Here is a 16,464-nt window from a genome sequence, read left to right on the forward strand (position 1 = left end):
ATGGCCGGCACCACCACGGCCGACCGGCCGGCGACGCAGCCCGCACCCGGCAGCACCCGGGTGCGGGCCGCGGCGCGCCGCCGCCGCGGCACCGGGCTGCTGCTGGGCGTGGCGCTGCTGCTCGTCCTGGCGCTGCTCAGCCTCGCCGTCGGCTCCCGCCCCGTCCCCCTGGACACCGCGTGGCACGCGCTGACCGCGTTCGACCCCGCCGACGACGGCCAGCTGATCGTCCGCACGCTGCGGGTGCCCCGCACGCTGCTCGCGGTCCTCGCGGGCGCCGCCCTCGCCACCGCGGGCAGCCTGATGCAGGCGCTCACCCGCAACCCGCTGGCCGATCCGGGCCTGCTCGGGGTGAACGCGGGCGCGGCCTCGGCGGTCGTGGTCGCGATCGCCGCGTTCGGGCTGACCGACCCCGGCGCGTACCTGCCGTTCGCGCTGCTGGGCAGCGCGGTCGCCGCTGCCGCCGTGCTGCTGCTCGGCGGCGGCCTCCGCGGCGGCAGCCCGGTGCGGCTCGTGCTCGCCGGCGCCGCGGTGTCCGTGGTGCTCGGCGCGTTCACCTCCACGGTGACGATCAACTACCCCGACGTGTTCGACTCGTTCCGGTTCTGGGTGGTCGGGGCGCTCCAGGGGCGCGGCACCGACGTGCTGCTCGCCACCGCCCCGCTCGTCGTCGCCGGGCTGCTGCTCGCCCAGGGCCTGACCGGGTCGCTGAACGCGCTGGCCCTCGGCGCGGACGCCGGGTCGGCGCTCGGCGTCGCCGTCCGCCGCACCTGGCTGCTCGCCGCCCTGGCGATCGTGCTGCTCGCCGGGTCCGCCACCGCCGCGGCGGGGCCGATCGCGTTCGTCGGGCTCGCCGCCCCGCACGTCGCGCGCTCGCTCACCGGACCCGACCTGCGCTGGGCGCTGCCCGCGTCGATGCTGATCGGCGCCGACGTGCTGCTCGCGGCCGACGTGCTCGGCCGGGTGGTCGCGGTGCCGTCCGAGGTGCAGACCGGGATCGTCGCGGCGGTCGTGGGCGCCCCGGTGTTCGTCGGGCTGGTCCGCCGACGTCGGATCGCCGCGCTGTGACCCGGCCCGCCTCCGCCACCGGCACCGCGCCCGGCACCGCGCCCGACGGGCCCACCCGGCACCTGCCCGGCCGGGTGCTGCGCGCGGGCGGGCTGTCCTGGCGCTGGCACCCGCGCACCGTCGTCGTGTGCGGGGTGCTGCTCGCCGTCGCCGCCGCGCTGGCCGTGGTCGCGATGGGCCGCGGCACCATCGCGCTCAGCCCCGCGCAGGTCGTGGCCGCCCTGCTCGGCGACGCCGACTCCCCCACGACCGAGCGCGTCGTGCGCGGCATCCGGCTCCCGCGCCTGGTCACCGGCCTCGGGGTCGGCGCCGCGCTCGGCACCGCGGGCGCCCTGTTCCAGTCCGTCTCGCGCAACGCCCTGGGCTCGCCCGACCTGATCGGCTTCACCACCGGCGCTGCGACCGGGGCCGTGCTCCAGATCGTGCTGCTCGACGGCGGCGCCCTGGAGGCCGGGGTGTGGGCCGTGGGCGGCGGCGCGGTCACGGCGGCGGTCGTCTACCTGCTGTCGATGAGCCGGCGCGGGGGCGGCGGGTACCGGCTGGTGCTCGTCGGCATCGGCGTGGGCGCGCTGCTGCAGGCCCTCAACTCGCTGCTGCTCACCCGCGCCGACCTCGACCAGGCCCTCGCCGCCGAGATCTGGTTGCAGGGCAGCCTGAACGGGCGTCGCTGGGAGCAGGCGCTGCCGGTGCTGCTGGTGCTGGCGGTCGCGCTGCCGCTCGCCGCGGCGAGCAGCCGCCGGCTCGACGTGCTGGAGATGGGCGACGACACCGCCGCCCAGCTCGGCGTCCGCGCGGAGCGGTCGCGCCTCGCCGCGGTCGTGCTCGGCGTCGCGCTCACCGCCGTGGCGACCGCCGCCGCGGGTCCGATCGCGTTCGTCGCCCTCGCCGCCCCGCAGCTGGTCCGGCGCCTCACCGGCGCGACCGGCGCGCACCTGGTCCCGTCGGCGTTCCTCGGCGGGACGCTGCTCGTCGCGGCCGACCTGCTGGCCCAGCGGCTGCCGTTCGCCTGGTCGGTGCCCGTCGGGCTCGCGACCGGCCTGCTCGGCGGCCTCTACCTGCTCTGGCTGCTCACCCGGAAGGACGGCACCACCTGATGACCGCGACCCCCGGCACCCCACCGCGCCTGCACGCCCGCGGGCTCACGCTCGCGTACGACCAGCGGGTCGTCTCCCGGGACCTGGACGTCGACGTCCCCGACGGCTCGTTCACGGTCGTCGTCGGCCCGAACGCCTGCGGCAAGTCGACGCTGCTGCGGGCGCTCGCCCGGCTGCTGCGCCCGGCCGCGGGCGCGGTGCTGCTCGACGGCGCCCCGATCGGCTCGCGCCCGCCGAAGGAGACGTCCCGGCGCCTCGCCCTGCTCCCGCAGCACCCCACCGCCCCGGACGGGATCACCGTCGTCGACCTGGTCGCGCGCGGCCGGTTCCCGCACCAGCGCCTGCTGCGGCAGTGGTCGCCCCAGGACGAGGCGGCGGTGACGCGCGCGATGGCCGCGACCGGCGTGACCGACCTCGCGGACCGGCCCGCCGGCGAGCTGTCCGGAGGCCAGCGGCAGCGCGTCTGGCTCGCGATGGTGCTCGCCCAGGACACCGGCCTGCTCCTGCTCGACGAGCCCACGACGTTCCTCGACATCGCCCACCAGATCGAGGTCCTGGACCTGTGCCGCGACCTGAACGAGGGGCAGGGGCGCACCCTCGTGGCGGTGCTGCACGACCTCAACCACGCGGCCCGCTACGCCACCCACCTGATCGCGATGCGCGACGGGCGGGTGGTCGCGCAGGGAACCCCCGCCGAGGTGGTCACCGAGCCGCTGGTCGAGCAGGTGTTCGGGCTGCCGTGCCGGGTGATCGCGGACCCGGTCACCGGCGCCCCGCTGGTGCTCCCGCTGGACCGCCGTCGCGTCAGCCCCGGACGACGCCCCTGACGTACGCCGCCTGCCCCGCGTGCTCCAGCACGTCCCCGAGGACGCTCACGAGCCGCACCCCGGCGGTCACCGGCGGGTCCCAGCCTTCGTCGACGACGCGGTCCAGGTCGGCGTCCGTGAGCCCGGCCAGGTACGCGTCCGTGGCGGCGCGGGTCGCGTCCAGGTACGCACCCAGCAGGTCCGCGCCCACCCGGACCCGGGCGACCTCGTCCGGCGTCTGCCCGTACCCGGTGGCGTCCCGCCCGAACGGCAGGTCGAACCGCTCCGCGAAGCCCTGGGCCGTCCACACCTCCTGCGTGCCGGCGAGGTCCGCGACCTGCGCGTCCTCGACCCGCACGAGGTGCCAGACCAGCCAGCCGATCGTGTTCGCCTCGGGCCCGAGGCGCGCGGTCAGCTCCCGCTCCCCCAGGCCGTCCAGCACCCCGTGCACCAGGTCGCCGATCCGGCCGAACCCGTCCCGCAGCACCGCCACGCCGTCCACACCCGCTCCTCACCGGCCGCCCCGGGCGGGCGACCACCGTCGTCGTCGACCGTAGGCCGGGGGTCCGACACGCGCGCGCCGGGGCTACGACGCGCGCTCGACCCGGTCCCGGACGCCGCGCAGCATCCGCTCGGTCATCACGGCGCTCAGGGCGGCGACCGCCTCGACCGCGACCCGACCGGCCGCCGACCGGGCGACGTAGCGCTCGCGCACCACCAGCCGCGTCGTGCCGGCCTCGTTCCCGGCGCGCAGCACGAACGCCCAGGTGTAGTCGTAGGGGGCCGGTGCGGGCTCGCCGGCCGGCGTCACGCCCGCGAGGACCAGCGCCCGCCCGGGGTCGGCGACCACGACGTCCAGCGCGACCGGCTCGGCCAGGTGCACGACGTCCCCGACCCGCACGTCCTGCCACGCCTCGACGACCTCGTCGGCCGAGTGGATCCGCAGGCCGACCAGGTTCTCGAGGGCGTCGTAGGAGTAGAAGCCACCGCGGCCCCAGCCGATCTGCGCGAGCCACGGCCAGACCGCGCCCGGGTCGGCGCGGACCGTGATCGCGCGGGTCGCGACCAGGTCGGGGGCGGGCAGCACGTCGTCGCCGGGCAGCACGGCCGCGAGCTCGACCTCCGACGCGCCCCACCGGAGCCCTGCGTGCCGCAGCACCCCGCACCCGGCGGCCAGCAGCCCCGCCCCGACCAGCACCCGTCCCGCACGCGTCATCCCCCGAGCCAACCACCCGCCGCGCGCCCGGCCCCGGGACCACGGTCCCCCGACCCGACCCGACCCGGCCCCGACGCACGAGGGGCCCCGCAGCACCTGGCTGCGGGGCCCCTCGTGGGGTGCGGGTGGATCAGGCGACGCGACCCGAGGCGTCGTCACCGATCTTGTGCACGATGATCGAGTTCGTCGAGCCGACGACGCCGACCGGCGTGCCCGCGACGACGACCACGTAGTCGCCGACCTCGGCGAGGCCCTGCGCGCGCAGGGTGGACTCGACCTGCTGGACCATCGCGTCGGTGTGCTCGACCTGCGGCACCTCGTACGTCTGAGTGCCCCAGCTCAGCGACAGCGTGTTGCGGACCGCCGTGTTGGGCGTGAAGGCCAGCAGCGGGATCGACGAGCGCAGGCGCGACATGCGGCGGGCCGAGTCGCCCGACTGCGTGAACGTCACCAGGTACTTGACGCCCAGGGTCTCGCCGATCTCGGCGGCGGCACGGGTGATCGCGCCACCGCGGGTGTGCGGCGTGGAGCCGAGGGGGGCGATGCGCTCGCGACCCATCTCCTCCGTGGCCTCGATGATCCGGGCCATCGTGCGGACGGTCTCGATCGGGTACTCGCCGACCGAGGTCTCGCCGGACAGCATGACCGCGTCGGCACCGTCGAGCACCGCGTTGGCGCAGTCCGAGGTCTCGGCGCGCGTCGGGCGCGGGGAGTTGGTCATGGACTCGAGCACCTGGGTGGCGACGATGACCGGCTTGGCCATGCGACGGGCCATCTCGACGGCACGCTTCTGGACGAGCGGCACCTGCTCCAGCGGGAGCTCGACGCCGAGGTCACCACGGGCGACCATGATGCCGTCGAACGCGTCGACGATCTCGGCGAGGTTCTCGACGGCCTGCGGCTTCTCGACCTTGGCGATGACGGGGAGGACGCGGCCCTCCTCCTCCATGATCCGGCGGACGTCGTCGTAGTCGGCGGCGTTGCGGACGAAGGACAGGGCGATGATGTCGGCGCCGACGCGCAGGGCCCAGCGCAGGTCCTCCTCGTCCTTCTCGCTCATCGCGGGGACCGAGACGGCCACGCCGGGCAGGTTGATGCCCTTGTTGTTGGAGACCGGGCCGGCGACCTCGACGCGCGTGATGACGCGCGGGCCCTCGACGGCGGTGACGCGGACCAGCACGCGGCCGTCGTCGATCAGCAGCGGGTCGCCGACGCGGGCGTCGTCCGCGAGGCCCTTGTGCGTGGTGGAGACGAGCTCCTTGGTGCCGGGGACGTCCTCGGTGGTGATCGTGAAGACGTCACCCTCGTTGAGGTAGTGCTTGGTGTCGGTGTCGGAGAACCGGCCGAGGCGGATCTTCGGGCCCTGCAGGTCGACCAGCACGGCGACCGAGCGGCCGGAGGCCTTCGCGGCGGCGCGCACGTTGTTGTACACGCGCTCGTGCACCTCGGTGTCGCCGTGGCTGCGGTTCAGCCGCGCCACGTCCATACCGGCGTCGACAAGGGCCTGGATCTGCTCGGCGGACTCCGTGGCGGGGCCGATGGTGCAGACGATCTTCGCTCTACGCATGGGGGAAAGCCTAGGCCTTTCGTGACTGACGGTGCGGACCGAACGTCCTGGTCGGCCCGGGCCTGCCCGGGTGACGGCGAGGACGCACGCGGTTGATGGTCGACGGCGCACGCGACCACGTCCGCCGGTCCGGTCCGGGTCGGTCTCGACCGCGGTGGGCAGCAGGCGGGCAGCGCGTTGCTGCCAGACGGGCACGAGTCTACGGCCGTCTCACGCGGGAGACAGCCTCGGCGCTCCCCCGCGCGCCAGGTCCACCCGTCCGGACCGACGACGACGGGCGGCCGGGCCGGTGCGCCCGGGACCCAGGTCCCAGACGTCCACCGGGCGTCCGACCGCCCGTCACGTGCTCGTGCGCCGGTCAGGCCCGCAGCGCCGCCGTGGCCGCCGTGACCGGGGCGGGCAGCTCGGTGCTGCCGCCCAGGTAGGTGTCGACCGCCGCCGCGGCGGCCCGGCCCTCGGCGATCGCCCACACGATGAGCGACTGCCCGCGGCCGGCGTCGCCGGCGACGAACACGCCGGGCACCGACGTGGCGAAGTCCTCGGCCCGGGCGACGGTGCCGCGCGGGGTGAGGTCGACACCGGCCTGCGCGACGAGGTCCTCGGTCTCGGGACCGGTGAAGCCCATCGCGATCAGCACCAGGTCCGCGGGGATGTCCCGCTCGGTGCCGGGTGCGGGGACGCGGCGACCGTCGGCCTGGTACTCGGTGGTGGCGAGGCGCAGGTGCGTGACCTGGCCGTCCTCGCCGCCGACGAACGCCACGGTCGACGCGAGGAACGCGCGCTCGCCGCCCTCCTCGTGCGAGGACGACACCTCGAACAGCACCGGGTCGGTGGGCCACGGCTGGTGCGCGGGGCGCTCGACCGGCGGCTGCTTGCCGATCGCCAGGGTCGTCACCGACGCGGCGCCCTGGCGCAGGGCGGTGCCCACGCAGTCCGAGCCGGTGTCGCCGCCGCCGATCACGACGACGTGCTTGCCCGCGGCGTCGATCGGCTCCGCGACGACCTTGCCCGCGACCAGCGCGTTCGACTGGTGCAGGTACTCCATCGCCGGGTGGATGCCGTCGAGCTCGCGCCCGGGCAGCGGCAGGTCGCGCGGGACCGTCGCGCCGGTGGCGACCACGACCGCGTCGTACCGGGACCGCAGCTGGGCCCAGGTGATGTCGGTGCCGATCGCGACGTTCGGCCGGAACCGGGTGCCCTCGGCCTCCATCTGCGCCAGGCGGCGGTCGATGTGCCGCTTCTCGAGCTTGAAGTCCGGCACGCCGTAGCGCAGCAGGCCGCCGATGGCGTCGTCGCGCTCGTACACGGCGACCGTGTGGCCGGCGCGGGTCAGCTGCTGCGCGGCGGCCAGCCCGGCGGGGCCGGAGCCGACGACGGCGACCGTGTGGCCCGTCAGCCGCTGCGGCACCTGCGGGTGCACGAGGCCGCGGTCGAACGCCTCGTCGATGATCGAGACCTCGACGTTCTTGATCGTCACCGGCGGCTGGTTGATGCCGAGCACGCACGCGGACTCGCACGGCGCCGGGCAGATCCGGCCCGTGAACTCCGGGAAGTTGTTCGTGGCGTGCAGCCGCTCGGCCGCGTCGCCCCACTGCCCGCGCCACACCAGGTCGTTCCACTCGGGGATGAGGTTCCCGAGCGGGCAGCCGTTGTGGCAGAACGGGACGCCGCAGTCCATGCAGCGGCCGGCCTGGCGGGTCAGCAGCGCAGCAGCCTGCGGGTCGTCCTGGGCGCTGCGGTGCTCGTGCACCTCGCGCCAGTCCATCAGGCGCAGGGCCACCGGCCGGTTCGCGGGCAGCTCGCGCTCCCGCACCTTCATGAAGCCGCGGGGGTCAGCCACGAGCCACCTCCAAGATGCCCTCCCAGACGCCGGGCGCGCTCGGGTCGAGCCCGTCCGCCTCGGCCTTCGCCAGCGCGGCGCGCACGCGTGAGTACTCCGTCGGCTGGACCCGGGTGAACCGGGCCCGCGTCGCCGCGGGGTCCGCGAGGAGCTCGGTCGCGACGCGCGAGCCGGTCTCCTCGACGTGCCGCCGCAGCAGGTCCTGCACGAGCTCCGCCTCGGCGTCGTCGAGCGGGTCGAGCCCGAGCTCGCCGGCCGCGACGGCCTGCACGTTCACGCGCTCGGTCTTCAGGTCGAGCACGTAGGCCGTGCCGCCGGACATACCGGCCGCGAAGTTCCGGCCCGTGCGGCCGAGCACCAGCACGGTGCCGCCGGTCATGTACTCGCAGCCGTGGTCCCCCACGCCCTCGACGACCAGGGTCGCCCCGGAGTTGCGGACCGCGAACCGCTCGCCGACGACGCCGCGCAGGAACATCTCGCCGGACGTCGCGCCGTAGCCGATCACGTTGCCGGCGATGACGTTGTGCTCCCCGCTGAGGACCGCGTTGCGGTCCGGGCGCACGACGATGCGGCCGCCCGACAGGCCCTTGCCGACGTAGTCGTTGGCGTCGCCCTCGAGGCGCAGCGTCAGGCCGCGCGGGACGAACGCGCCGAACGACTGCCCGGCCGAGCCGGTGAGCCGCACCTGGATCGTGTCGTCGGGCAGGCCCTGCCCGCCGTAGCGCCGGGTGATCTCGTGACCGAGCATCGTGCCGACGGTGCGGTTGACGTTGCGGACGGGCAGGTCGATCTGCACCGGGCGCGCGTCCTCCAGCGCGTCGGCGGCCAGCGCGATGAACTGGTTGTCGAGCGCGCGGTCGAGGCCGTGGTCCTGGTCCTGGGTGTGGTGCAGCGACGACCCGGGCAGCGGCTCGGGCAGCGCGAGCACCGGCGTCAGGTCGAGGCCCTCGGCCTTCCAGTGGTCGACCGCCGCGCGGGTGTCCAGCAGCTCGACGTGGCCGACGGCCTCGACGATGCTGCGGAACCCGAGCTCCGCGAGGATCTCCCGGACCTCCTGGGCGATGAACTCGAAGAACGCCACCACGAACTCGGGGCGGCCGCTGAACCGGGCACGCAGCTCGGGGTTCTGCGTGGCGACGCCCACGGGGCAGGTGTCCAGGTGGCAGACGCGCATCATGATGCAGCCGGACACGACCAGCGGCGCCGTCGCGAACCCGAACTCCTCGGCGCCGAGCAGCGCGCCGATCACGACGTCCCGGCCGGTCTTGAGCTGGCCGTCGACCTGCACCACGACGCGGTCGCGCAGGTCGTTGAGCACGAGGGTCTGCTGGGTCTCGGCCAGGCCGATCTCCCAGGGCGTGCCCGCGTGCTTGAGGCTGGTGAGCGGCGAGGCGCCGGTGCCGCCGTCGTGGCCGGAGATCAGCACGACGTCGGAGTGCGCCTTGGCGACACCCGCGGCGACCGTGCCCACGCCGAACTCGCTGACGAGCTTGGTGTGGATCCGGGCACGCGGGTTCGCGTTCTTGGCGTCGTGGATGAGCTGCGCCAGGTCCTCGATGGAGTAGATGTCGTGGTGCGGCGGCGGCGAGATCAGGCCGACGCCGGGCGTCGAGTGCCGGGTCCGCGCGACCCACGGGTACACCTTCGGGCCGGGCAGCTGACCGCCCTCGCCGGGCTTGGCGCCCTGGGCAAGCTTGATCTGGATGTCGTCCGCGAACGTCAGGTACTCGCTGGTGACGCCGAACCGGCCGGACGCGATCTGCTTGATCGCCGAGCGGCGCTCGGGGTCGTGCAGGCGCTCGGGGTCCTCGCCGCCCTCGCCGGTGTTCGACTTCGCGCCGAGGCGGTTCATCGCGACCGCGAGGGTCTCGTGCGCCTCCGCGGAGATCGACCCGTAGGACATCGCCCCGGTGCTGAACCGCTTGACGATCTCGCTGACCGGCTCGACCTCGTCGATCGGGACGGGGGTGCGCTCCCCGGACTTGAACTCCAGGAGCCCGCGCAGCGTCATCAGGCGCTTCGCCTGCCCGTCGACCCGGCCGGTGTACTCGCGGAACACGTCCATCTGCCGCGTGCGGGTGGCGTGCTGGAGCTTGAACACCGTCTCCGGGTCGAACAGGTGCTCCTCGCCGTCCCGGCGCCACTGGTACTCGCCGCCGGTGGCCAGGCGGCGGTGCGCCAGCCGGTTGCCGTTGGACGGGTACGCGTCGGCGTGCCGCGCGGCGACCTCCGCCGCCACGACGTCCAGGCCGATGCCGCCGAGCCGGCTGGTCGTGCCGGTGAAGTACCGGTCGACGAGCGGCTGCGACAGGCCGATGGCCTCGAACACCTGCGCGCCGCGGTACGACGCGATCGTGGAGATGCCCATCTTGGACATGACCTTCAGGACGCCCTTGCCGAGCGCCTTGATGAGGTTCTTCACGGCCGTCTCGGGCGCGACGCCCGGCAGGTAGCCGTGGGTCGCCAGGTCCTCGACGGTCTCCATCGCCAGGTACGGGTTGACCGCGGCCGCGCCGTAGCCGATCAGCAGCGCGACGTGGTGCACCTCGCGGACGTCACCGGCCTCGACGACCAGCGACACCTGGGTGCGGGTGTGCCGGCGCAGCAGGTGGTGGTGCACGGCGGACAGCAGCAGCAGCGACGGGATCGGCGCGCGGTCGGCGTCGGAGTCGCGGTCGGACAGCACGAGGAAGCTCACGCCGTCGGCCACGGCCTGGTCGCACTCGGCGAAGATCTCCTCCAGGCGCTCCTCCAGGGCCGCGCCGCCGCCGTCGACCTTGTACAGGCCGCGCACGATGGTCGACCGGAAGATGCCCGCCATCGCGGGGTCCTTGTCGATCTTGACGATCTTGGCGAGGCCGTCGTTGTCGAGCACCGGGAACGGCAGCACGAGCTTGCGCGCGTGCAGCGGGGTGTCCTCGAGCAGGTTCGGCTCCGGGCCGATCGCCCCGCCGATCGAGGTGACCAGCTCCTCGCGGATCGCGTCCAGCGGCGGGTTGGTCACCTGCGCGAACATCTGCGTGAAGTAGTCGAACAGCATCCGCGGCCGCTGGGACAGCACGGCCACCGGGGTGTCCGAGCCCATCGCGCCGAGCGGCTCCGCGCCCGCCGCACCCATCGGGGTGAGCAGGATCTTCAGCTCCTCCTCGGTGTACCCGAAGGTCCGCTGCCGGCGCCGCACGGACGCCGAGGAGTGCGCGATGTGCTCGCGCTCGGGCAGCTGCTCGAGGTAGACGGAGTTGTCCCGCACCCACTCGGCGTAGGGACGCTGGGCGGCGAGCTGGGCCTTGATCTCGTCGTCCTCGATGATCCGGCCCTGGCCGGTGTCGACGAGGAACATCCGACCCGGCTCGAGGCGGCCCTTGCGGACGACCGTGGCGGGGTCGAGGTCGAGCACGCCCGCCTCGGAGCCCATCACGACCAGGCCGTCCTCGGTCACCCAGAACCGGCCGGGGCGCAGGCCGTTGCGGTCCTGCACGGAGCCGATCAGGGTGCCGTCCGTGAACGTCATCGCGGCGGGCCCGTCCCAGGGCTCCATCAGGCTCGCGTGGTACTCGTAGAACGCCCGGCGGTCCGGGTCCATCTGCGCGTGGTTCTCCCACGCCTCCGGGATCATCATCATGATCGCGTGCGGCAGCGACCGGCCGCCCAGGTGCAGCAGCTCGAGCACCTCGTCGAACGAGCCCGAGTCGGAGCCGCCCGGCGTGCACACCGGCAGCAGCGGGGTCAGGTCCCCGAGCAGGTCCGAGCGCAGCGTGCCCTCGCGCGCGGCGACCCAGTTCCGGTTGCCGCGCACCGTGTTGATCTCGCCGTTGTGGGCGATCATCCGGAACGGCTGCGCCAGCGGCCACGACGGGAACGTGTTGGTCGAGAACCGGGAGTGCACGAGCGCGAGCTCCGAGGCGTACCGCGGGTCCGAGAGGTCCGCGAAGAACGGCTCGAGCTGGCCCGTGGTGAGCATGCCCTTGTAGGTGAGCGTCCGGGCGGACAGCGACGCGAAGTAGACGCCCAGCTCCCGCTCGGCGCGCTTGCGCAGCCGGAAGGCGCGGCGGTCCAGGTCGACGCCCGCGAGCTCGCGGGACGGGTCGGCCACGACGAGCTGGCGGAACACGGGCATGGAGGCGCGCGCGGTCGGACCGACGAGGTCGGCGGTCACCTGCACGTCGCGCCACGCGAGCACGTCGAGCTTCTCCTCCGCGGCGACCGCCTCGACCGCGCGGACCACGACGGTGCGCTCCTGCTCGTCCTGCGGCAGGTAGGCCATGCCGATCGCGTACCGGCCGGCCGGGGGCAGCTCGGCGTCGACGACGTCGCGCAGGAACGCGTCGGGGATCTGCGTGAGGATGCCGGCGCCGTCGCCGCTGTTCTCCTCCGCGCCGACCGCGCCGCGGTGGTCGAGGTTCAGCAGCGCGGTCAGACCGGCGTCGACGATGTCTCGGCCGGGCGTGCCGCGCAGCGTCGCGACGAACGCGAAACCGCACGCGTCGTGCTCGGCCGCCGGGTCGTACAGACCAGGCTGCCGCTGCACGGACTCGGGGGAACCGAGACGCAGGGGCGACGCAGGCATCAGCACCGTCCTCACAGACACCGCCGAGGCGGGCCAGGTAGAGCAATGGGGGGAGGCTGGGACGTCATCGGCCCGGGCTACAAGGTGTGGCGACGATACCTGCCGGAAACACAGGCACTCACATCGCGAGAAGTGAGGTGGGTCACACGCGCGTCCCCGCGGTCAGCGGGCTGTGCCGTGCTCGGCCACCTCGTCGTCCTGGGCTGCAGATCCGCTCAGGAGAGGTGTGGTCTCGCGTCCAGGATGACGACGTCCGACGACGATGAACGCTACCAGCGCCCCGAGACCGACGATGATCGACGTCCACACGTTGAGCCGGAACGGGCCGATCATCTCGGCCGGGTCGATCCGCAGCAGCTCGATCCACAGGCGGCCGGTCGTGTAGACGACCACGTACAGCCAGAACACCCGGCCGTGCCCGAGCCGGAACCGGCGGTCGAGCCAGATCAGCAGCGCCGCGCCAGCGAGGTTCCAGAGCAGCTCGTACAGGAACGTCGGGTGGAACAGCGTGCCGGGCTCGAACCCGGCGGGCAGGTGCGCGTCGTCGATCCGCAGGCCCCACGGCAGCGTCGTCGGGCCGCCGAACAGCTCCTGGTTGAACCAGTTGCCGAGCCGGCCGATCGCCTGCGCGACGAGCAGCCCGGGGGCGAGCGCGTCCGCGAACACCGGGAAGCGCACGCCCGCCCGCCGGCAGCCGATGTACGCGCCGACGGCGCCGAGCGCGACGGCGCCCCAGATCCCGAGCCCGCCCTCCCAGATGTAGAGCGCCTTGACCGGGTTCCCGCCGGCCCCGAAGTACGCGTCCGGGGAGCTGATGACGTGGTAGAGCCGGCCCCCGACGATGCCGAACGGCACGGCCCAGAACGCGATGTCCAGGACCTGCTCGGGGTCGCCCCCGCGCTCCTTCCACCGGCGCTGCGTCAGGACGACGGCCACGACGATGCCGGCGAGGATCGCCAGCGCGTAGGCGCGGACCGGCAGGGGCCCGAGGTACCACACGGCCTGGGACGGGCTGGGGATCGCGGCGGGGATCATCACCCGGGCAGCCTATGCGAGCCGGACGCGACCGCGGTCCCCCGGCCCGCCGCGCGGACGGCGTGGGAGCCGGGGGTCAGCGGGAGCGGCGCAGGCCCTCGGCGAGGCCCGCGGTCACCGACGCCAGCGCGGCCAGGCCCGCGGACTCGCCCTCGACCGCCGACAGCGCGCGCACGAAGGCCGAGCCCACGATCACGCCGTCCGCGTACCGGCCGATGTCCTGCGCCTGCTCGGGCCGGGACACGCCCAGGCCGACGCAGACGTGCGTGGCACCGGCGGCGCGGGTGTCCGCGACCAGCTGCTCGGCGCGCGCGCCGACGGTGGTCCGCTCCCCCGTGACGCCCATCGTCGACGCCGCGTACACGAACCCGCGGGACGCCGCGGCGGTGGACGCCAGCCGCTCGGGGGTGGAGGACGGCGCGACCAGGAACACCCGGTCCAGGTCGTGCGCCTCGGAGGCGGCGATCCAGTCCGCGCCCTCGTCGGGCACGAGGTCCGGGGTGATGAGCCCCGCGCCGCCCGCGCCGGCCAGGTCCCGCGCGAACGCGTCGACGCCGTAGCGCAGCACCGGGTTCCAGTACGTCATGACCAGGACCGGGGCGCCGGTCTCGGCGATCTGCTCGACCGCGCCGAACACGTCCCGCACGCGGGTGCCGCCGGCGAGCGCCTGGTCGACCGCGTGCTGGATGACCGGGCCGTCCATCACGGGGTCGGAGTACGGCAGCCCGAGCTCGACGACGTCCACGCCCGCCTCGACCATCGTCCGGGCCGCGCGCACGGACCCGGCGAGGTCGGGGAAGCCCAGCGGGAGGTAGCCGACCAGCGCCGCGCGACCGGGCTGCCCGTCCGACCCGGCGCGGAGCCGGTCCAGGGTCGCCGCGGTCCGCGAGCCCACCTGCACGTCGCTCACAGCTGCTCCCCCTCGTCGGCCTGCACGACCGGCTTGTCCTCGATCAGGTCGAACCACGCCGCCGCCGTGGCGACGTCCTTGTCCCCGCGCCCCGACAGGTTCACCAGGATCACCGGCTCACCGCCGTCCGCCGTCTCCCAGGTCGCGGCCTCGCGGCCGAGCTGGATCGCACCCGCCAGCGCGTGCGCCGACTCGATCGCCGGGATGATGCCCTCGGTGCGGCACAGCACCTGGAACGCGTCCATCGCCTCGGCGTCCGTGACCGGTCGGTACTGGGCGCGGCCGATGTCGTGCAGCCACGCGTGCTCGGGCCCGACGCTCGGGTAGTCCAGGCCCGCCGACACCGAGTGGCTGGGCAGCGTCTGGCCGTCCTCGTCCTGCAGCAGGTACGACTTCGTGCCCTGGAGCACGCCGGGCGTGCCGCCGCTGAACCGGGAGGCGTGCCGCCCGGAGTCGACGCCCTCGCCACCGGCCTCGAAGCCGAACAGCCGGACGCCCGGGTCGTCGAGGAACGCGTTGAAGATCCCCATCGCGTTCGACCCGCCGCCGACGCACGCCGCGACCGCGTCCGGCAGGCGGCCGATCTCCTCGGCGAGCTGGGCCTTGGCCTCCTCGCCGATGAGCTTGTGGAAGTCGCGGACCATCTCGGGGAACGGGTGGGGGCCCGTCACCGTGCCGAGCAGGTAGTGCGTGGTGTCGACGTTCGCGACCCAGTCGCGCAGCGCCTCGTTGATCGCGTCCTTGAGGGTGCGCGAGCCGATGGACACCGGGACGACCGTCGCGCCGAGGAGCCGCATGCGCGCGACGTTGAGCGCCTGGCGCTGCGTGTCCTCCTCGCCCATGTACACGACGCACTCGAGGTCGAGCAGGGCCGCGGCCGTCGCCGTCGCCACGCCGTGCTGGCCGGCGCCGGTCTCCGCGATGACGCGCGTCTTGCCCATCCGCTTCACCAGCAGGGCCTGGCCGAGCACGTTGTTGATCTTGTGCGAGCCGGTGTGGTTGAGGTCCTCGCGCTTGAGGAACACCCGGACGCCCTCACCGACGTGCGCCGCGAACCGCGGCACCTCGGTCAGCGGGCTGGGGCGGCCGGTGTACGTGCGGTGCAGCCGGGCGAGCTCCGCGCCGAACGCGGGGTCCGCGAGGGCCTTGTGGAACTCCGTGTCGAGCTGGTCCAGCGCGGCGATCAGCGCCTCCGGCACGAACCGCCCGCCGAAGTCGCCGAAGTACGGCCCGGCGTGCGCCGCGAGCGGCCCCCCGGGGGGCGCCGTCACGGACGGCACCTGCGGACCCTGTCGACCGGTCGTCACCTGCTGCTCCTCGCTGCTCGCTGCTCGGTCAGCGCGCGTCGCGCGCGACCGGTCCCGCCGGGTGGGTGCTCCCGGCCGTCACTGCCGGACCGCGCGCAGCGACGGGTGCGAGCCCGCCGCCACCAGGTCCGCCACCGACTGGCGCGGCGCGTCGTCGGTGACGAGGGCCTCGCCCACCAGCACCGCGTCGGCGCCCGCGCGGGCGTAGTCCATGACGTCGTGCGGGCCGCGCACGCCGGACTCGGCGATCTTCACGACGTCCGCCGGGATCGAGGGGGCGACGCGCGCGAACGTGCCGCGGTCCACCTCGAGGGTCTTGAGGTCGCGGGCGTTCACGCCGATCACGCGGGCGCCCGCGTCGACCGCCCGCATGACCTCCTCGGAGTCGTGCACCTCGACCAGGGCCGTCATGCCCAGGGAGTGCACCCGCTCCACCAGGGAGGTCAGCACCGTCTGCTCCAGGGCCGCGACGATGAGCAGGACCAGGTCCGCGCCGTGCGCCCGCGCCTCCCACACCTGGTACGGCGTGACGACGAAGTCCTTGCGCAGCACCGGGATGTCCACGGCCGCGCGCACGCTGTCCAGGTCGGCGAGGCTGCCCTTGAACCGGCGCTCCTCGGTGAGCACCGAGATGACGGTCGCGCCGCCCTTCTCGTACTCCGCGGCGAGCGCGGCGGGGTCCGTGATCGTGGCCAGCGCGCCCTTGCTGGGGCTGGACCGCTTGACCTCGGCGATGACCGTCACCGCGTCCTCGACGCGGAGCCGGCGGATGCAGTCCTGGGCGCCGGGCACGCGGGCCGCACGCTCCTTGACGACCGCGAGCGGGGTCGCGGCCTCGCGCACGGCGAGGTCCTCGCGCACTCCCGCGACGATTCCGTCCAGCACTGTGCCCATCGGCGCCTCATCTCCCCCGAGCTCGGCAGCGGCACGCCTGGTGGCGCGGGAGCCGGCAGGCTCCTCGGCGACGGCCGACCCACCCTGCTCCGGATGAGGTCGGACCCGCGACCGCCTCCGCCATCGTACGGGGACCCGCGGGCCCGGCCGACCACCAGGT

At 74.5% G+C, this 16,464-nt stretch carries 12 protein-coding genes; 3 read left to right on the forward strand and 9 right to left on the reverse strand.

Annotated features, from left to right (window positions below):
- From ACFVXN_RS07230 to ACFVXN_RS07240, 3 genes are read left to right on the forward strand one after another with little or no spacing between them, the layout of a single operon-like run.
- Positions 1 to 1,068, forward strand: coding sequence for a FecCD family ABC transporter permease (locus tag ACFVXN_RS07230; RefSeq protein WP_389229521.1), 1,068 nt, complete (start codon positions 1 to 3; stop codon positions 1,066 to 1,068).
- Positions 1,065 to 2,162, forward strand: a complete 1,098-nt coding sequence (locus ACFVXN_RS07235; RefSeq protein WP_389229523.1) for a FecCD family ABC transporter permease — start codon at positions 1,065 to 1,067, stop codon at positions 2,160 to 2,162. The genes ACFVXN_RS07230 and ACFVXN_RS07235 overlap by 4 nt, the downstream gene beginning before the upstream one ends.
- Entirely contained in the window at positions 2,162 to 2,989 is an 828-nt protein-coding gene (locus ACFVXN_RS07240; RefSeq protein WP_389229526.1) for an ABC transporter ATP-binding protein, read from the forward strand. Before ACFVXN_RS07235 ends, ACFVXN_RS07240 begins: the two co-directional genes overlap by 1 nt.
- Here ACFVXN_RS07240 and ACFVXN_RS07245 read toward each other — a convergent pair.
- The 9 genes from ACFVXN_RS07245 to trpC all read right to left on the reverse strand — a co-directional run bounded on the left by ACFVXN_RS07245 (position 2,967) and on the right by trpC (position 16,304).
- Entirely contained in the window at positions 2,967 to 3,470 is a 504-nt protein-coding gene (locus ACFVXN_RS07245; RefSeq protein ID WP_389229529.1) for a DUF664 domain-containing protein, read from the reverse strand. The genes ACFVXN_RS07240 and ACFVXN_RS07245 overlap by 23 nt on opposite strands.
- 84 nt (positions 3,471 to 3,554) lie before the next feature.
- Positions 3,555 to 4,184 carry an SRPBCC family protein gene (locus tag ACFVXN_RS07250; RefSeq protein ID WP_389229532.1) on the reverse strand — a complete coding sequence of 210 codons (630 nt, stop codon included), beginning with the start codon at positions 4,182 to 4,184 and terminating at the stop codon, positions 3,555 to 3,557.
- A gap of 130 nt (positions 4,185 to 4,314) precedes the next feature.
- Positions 4,315 to 5,751, reverse strand: a complete 1,437-nt coding sequence (gene pyk, locus ACFVXN_RS07255; protein WP_389229536.1) for a pyruvate kinase — start codon at positions 5,749 to 5,751, stop codon at positions 4,315 to 4,317.
- A 358-nt stretch (positions 5,752 to 6,109) separates the two neighbouring features.
- On the reverse strand, positions 6,110 to 7,591 hold the full coding sequence (locus ACFVXN_RS07260; RefSeq protein ID WP_389229539.1) for a glutamate synthase subunit beta: 1,482 nt from the start codon (positions 7,589 to 7,591) through the stop codon (positions 6,110 to 6,112).
- Positions 7,584 to 12,158 carry a glutamate synthase large subunit gene (gene gltB / locus ACFVXN_RS07265; protein WP_389229542.1) on the reverse strand — a complete coding sequence of 1,525 codons (4,575 nt, stop codon included), beginning with the start codon at positions 12,156 to 12,158 and terminating at the stop codon, positions 7,584 to 7,586. Before gltB ends, ACFVXN_RS07260 begins: the two co-directional genes overlap by 8 nt.
- A 162-nt stretch (positions 12,159 to 12,320) precedes the next feature.
- Positions 12,321 to 13,193: a prolipoprotein diacylglyceryl transferase gene (gene lgt / locus ACFVXN_RS07270; protein WP_389230515.1), complete on the reverse strand. Its 873-nt coding sequence runs from the start codon at positions 13,191 to 13,193 to the stop codon at positions 12,321 to 12,323.
- 76 nt (positions 13,194 to 13,269) lie between these two features.
- Positions 13,270 to 14,103, reverse strand: a complete 834-nt coding sequence (gene trpA, locus ACFVXN_RS07275) for a tryptophan synthase subunit alpha (RefSeq protein WP_389229545.1) — start codon at positions 14,101 to 14,103, stop codon at positions 13,270 to 13,272.
- Positions 14,100 to 15,374, reverse strand: a complete 1,275-nt coding sequence (gene trpB, locus ACFVXN_RS07280) for a tryptophan synthase subunit beta (protein ID WP_389230518.1) — start codon at positions 15,372 to 15,374, stop codon at positions 14,100 to 14,102. Before trpB ends, trpA begins: the two co-directional genes overlap by 4 nt.
- A gap of 114 nt (positions 15,375 to 15,488) precedes the next feature.
- Positions 15,489 to 16,304, reverse strand: a complete 816-nt coding sequence (trpC, locus tag ACFVXN_RS07285; protein ID WP_389229548.1) for an indole-3-glycerol phosphate synthase TrpC — start codon at positions 16,302 to 16,304, stop codon at positions 15,489 to 15,491.
- Positions 16,305 to 16,464: the final 160 nt, after the last annotated feature.

This window comes from Cellulomonas sp. NPDC058312 (assembly GCF_042880135.1).
Classification (GTDB): Bacteria; Actinomycetota; Actinomycetes; order Actinomycetales; family Cellulomonadaceae; genus Cellulomonas.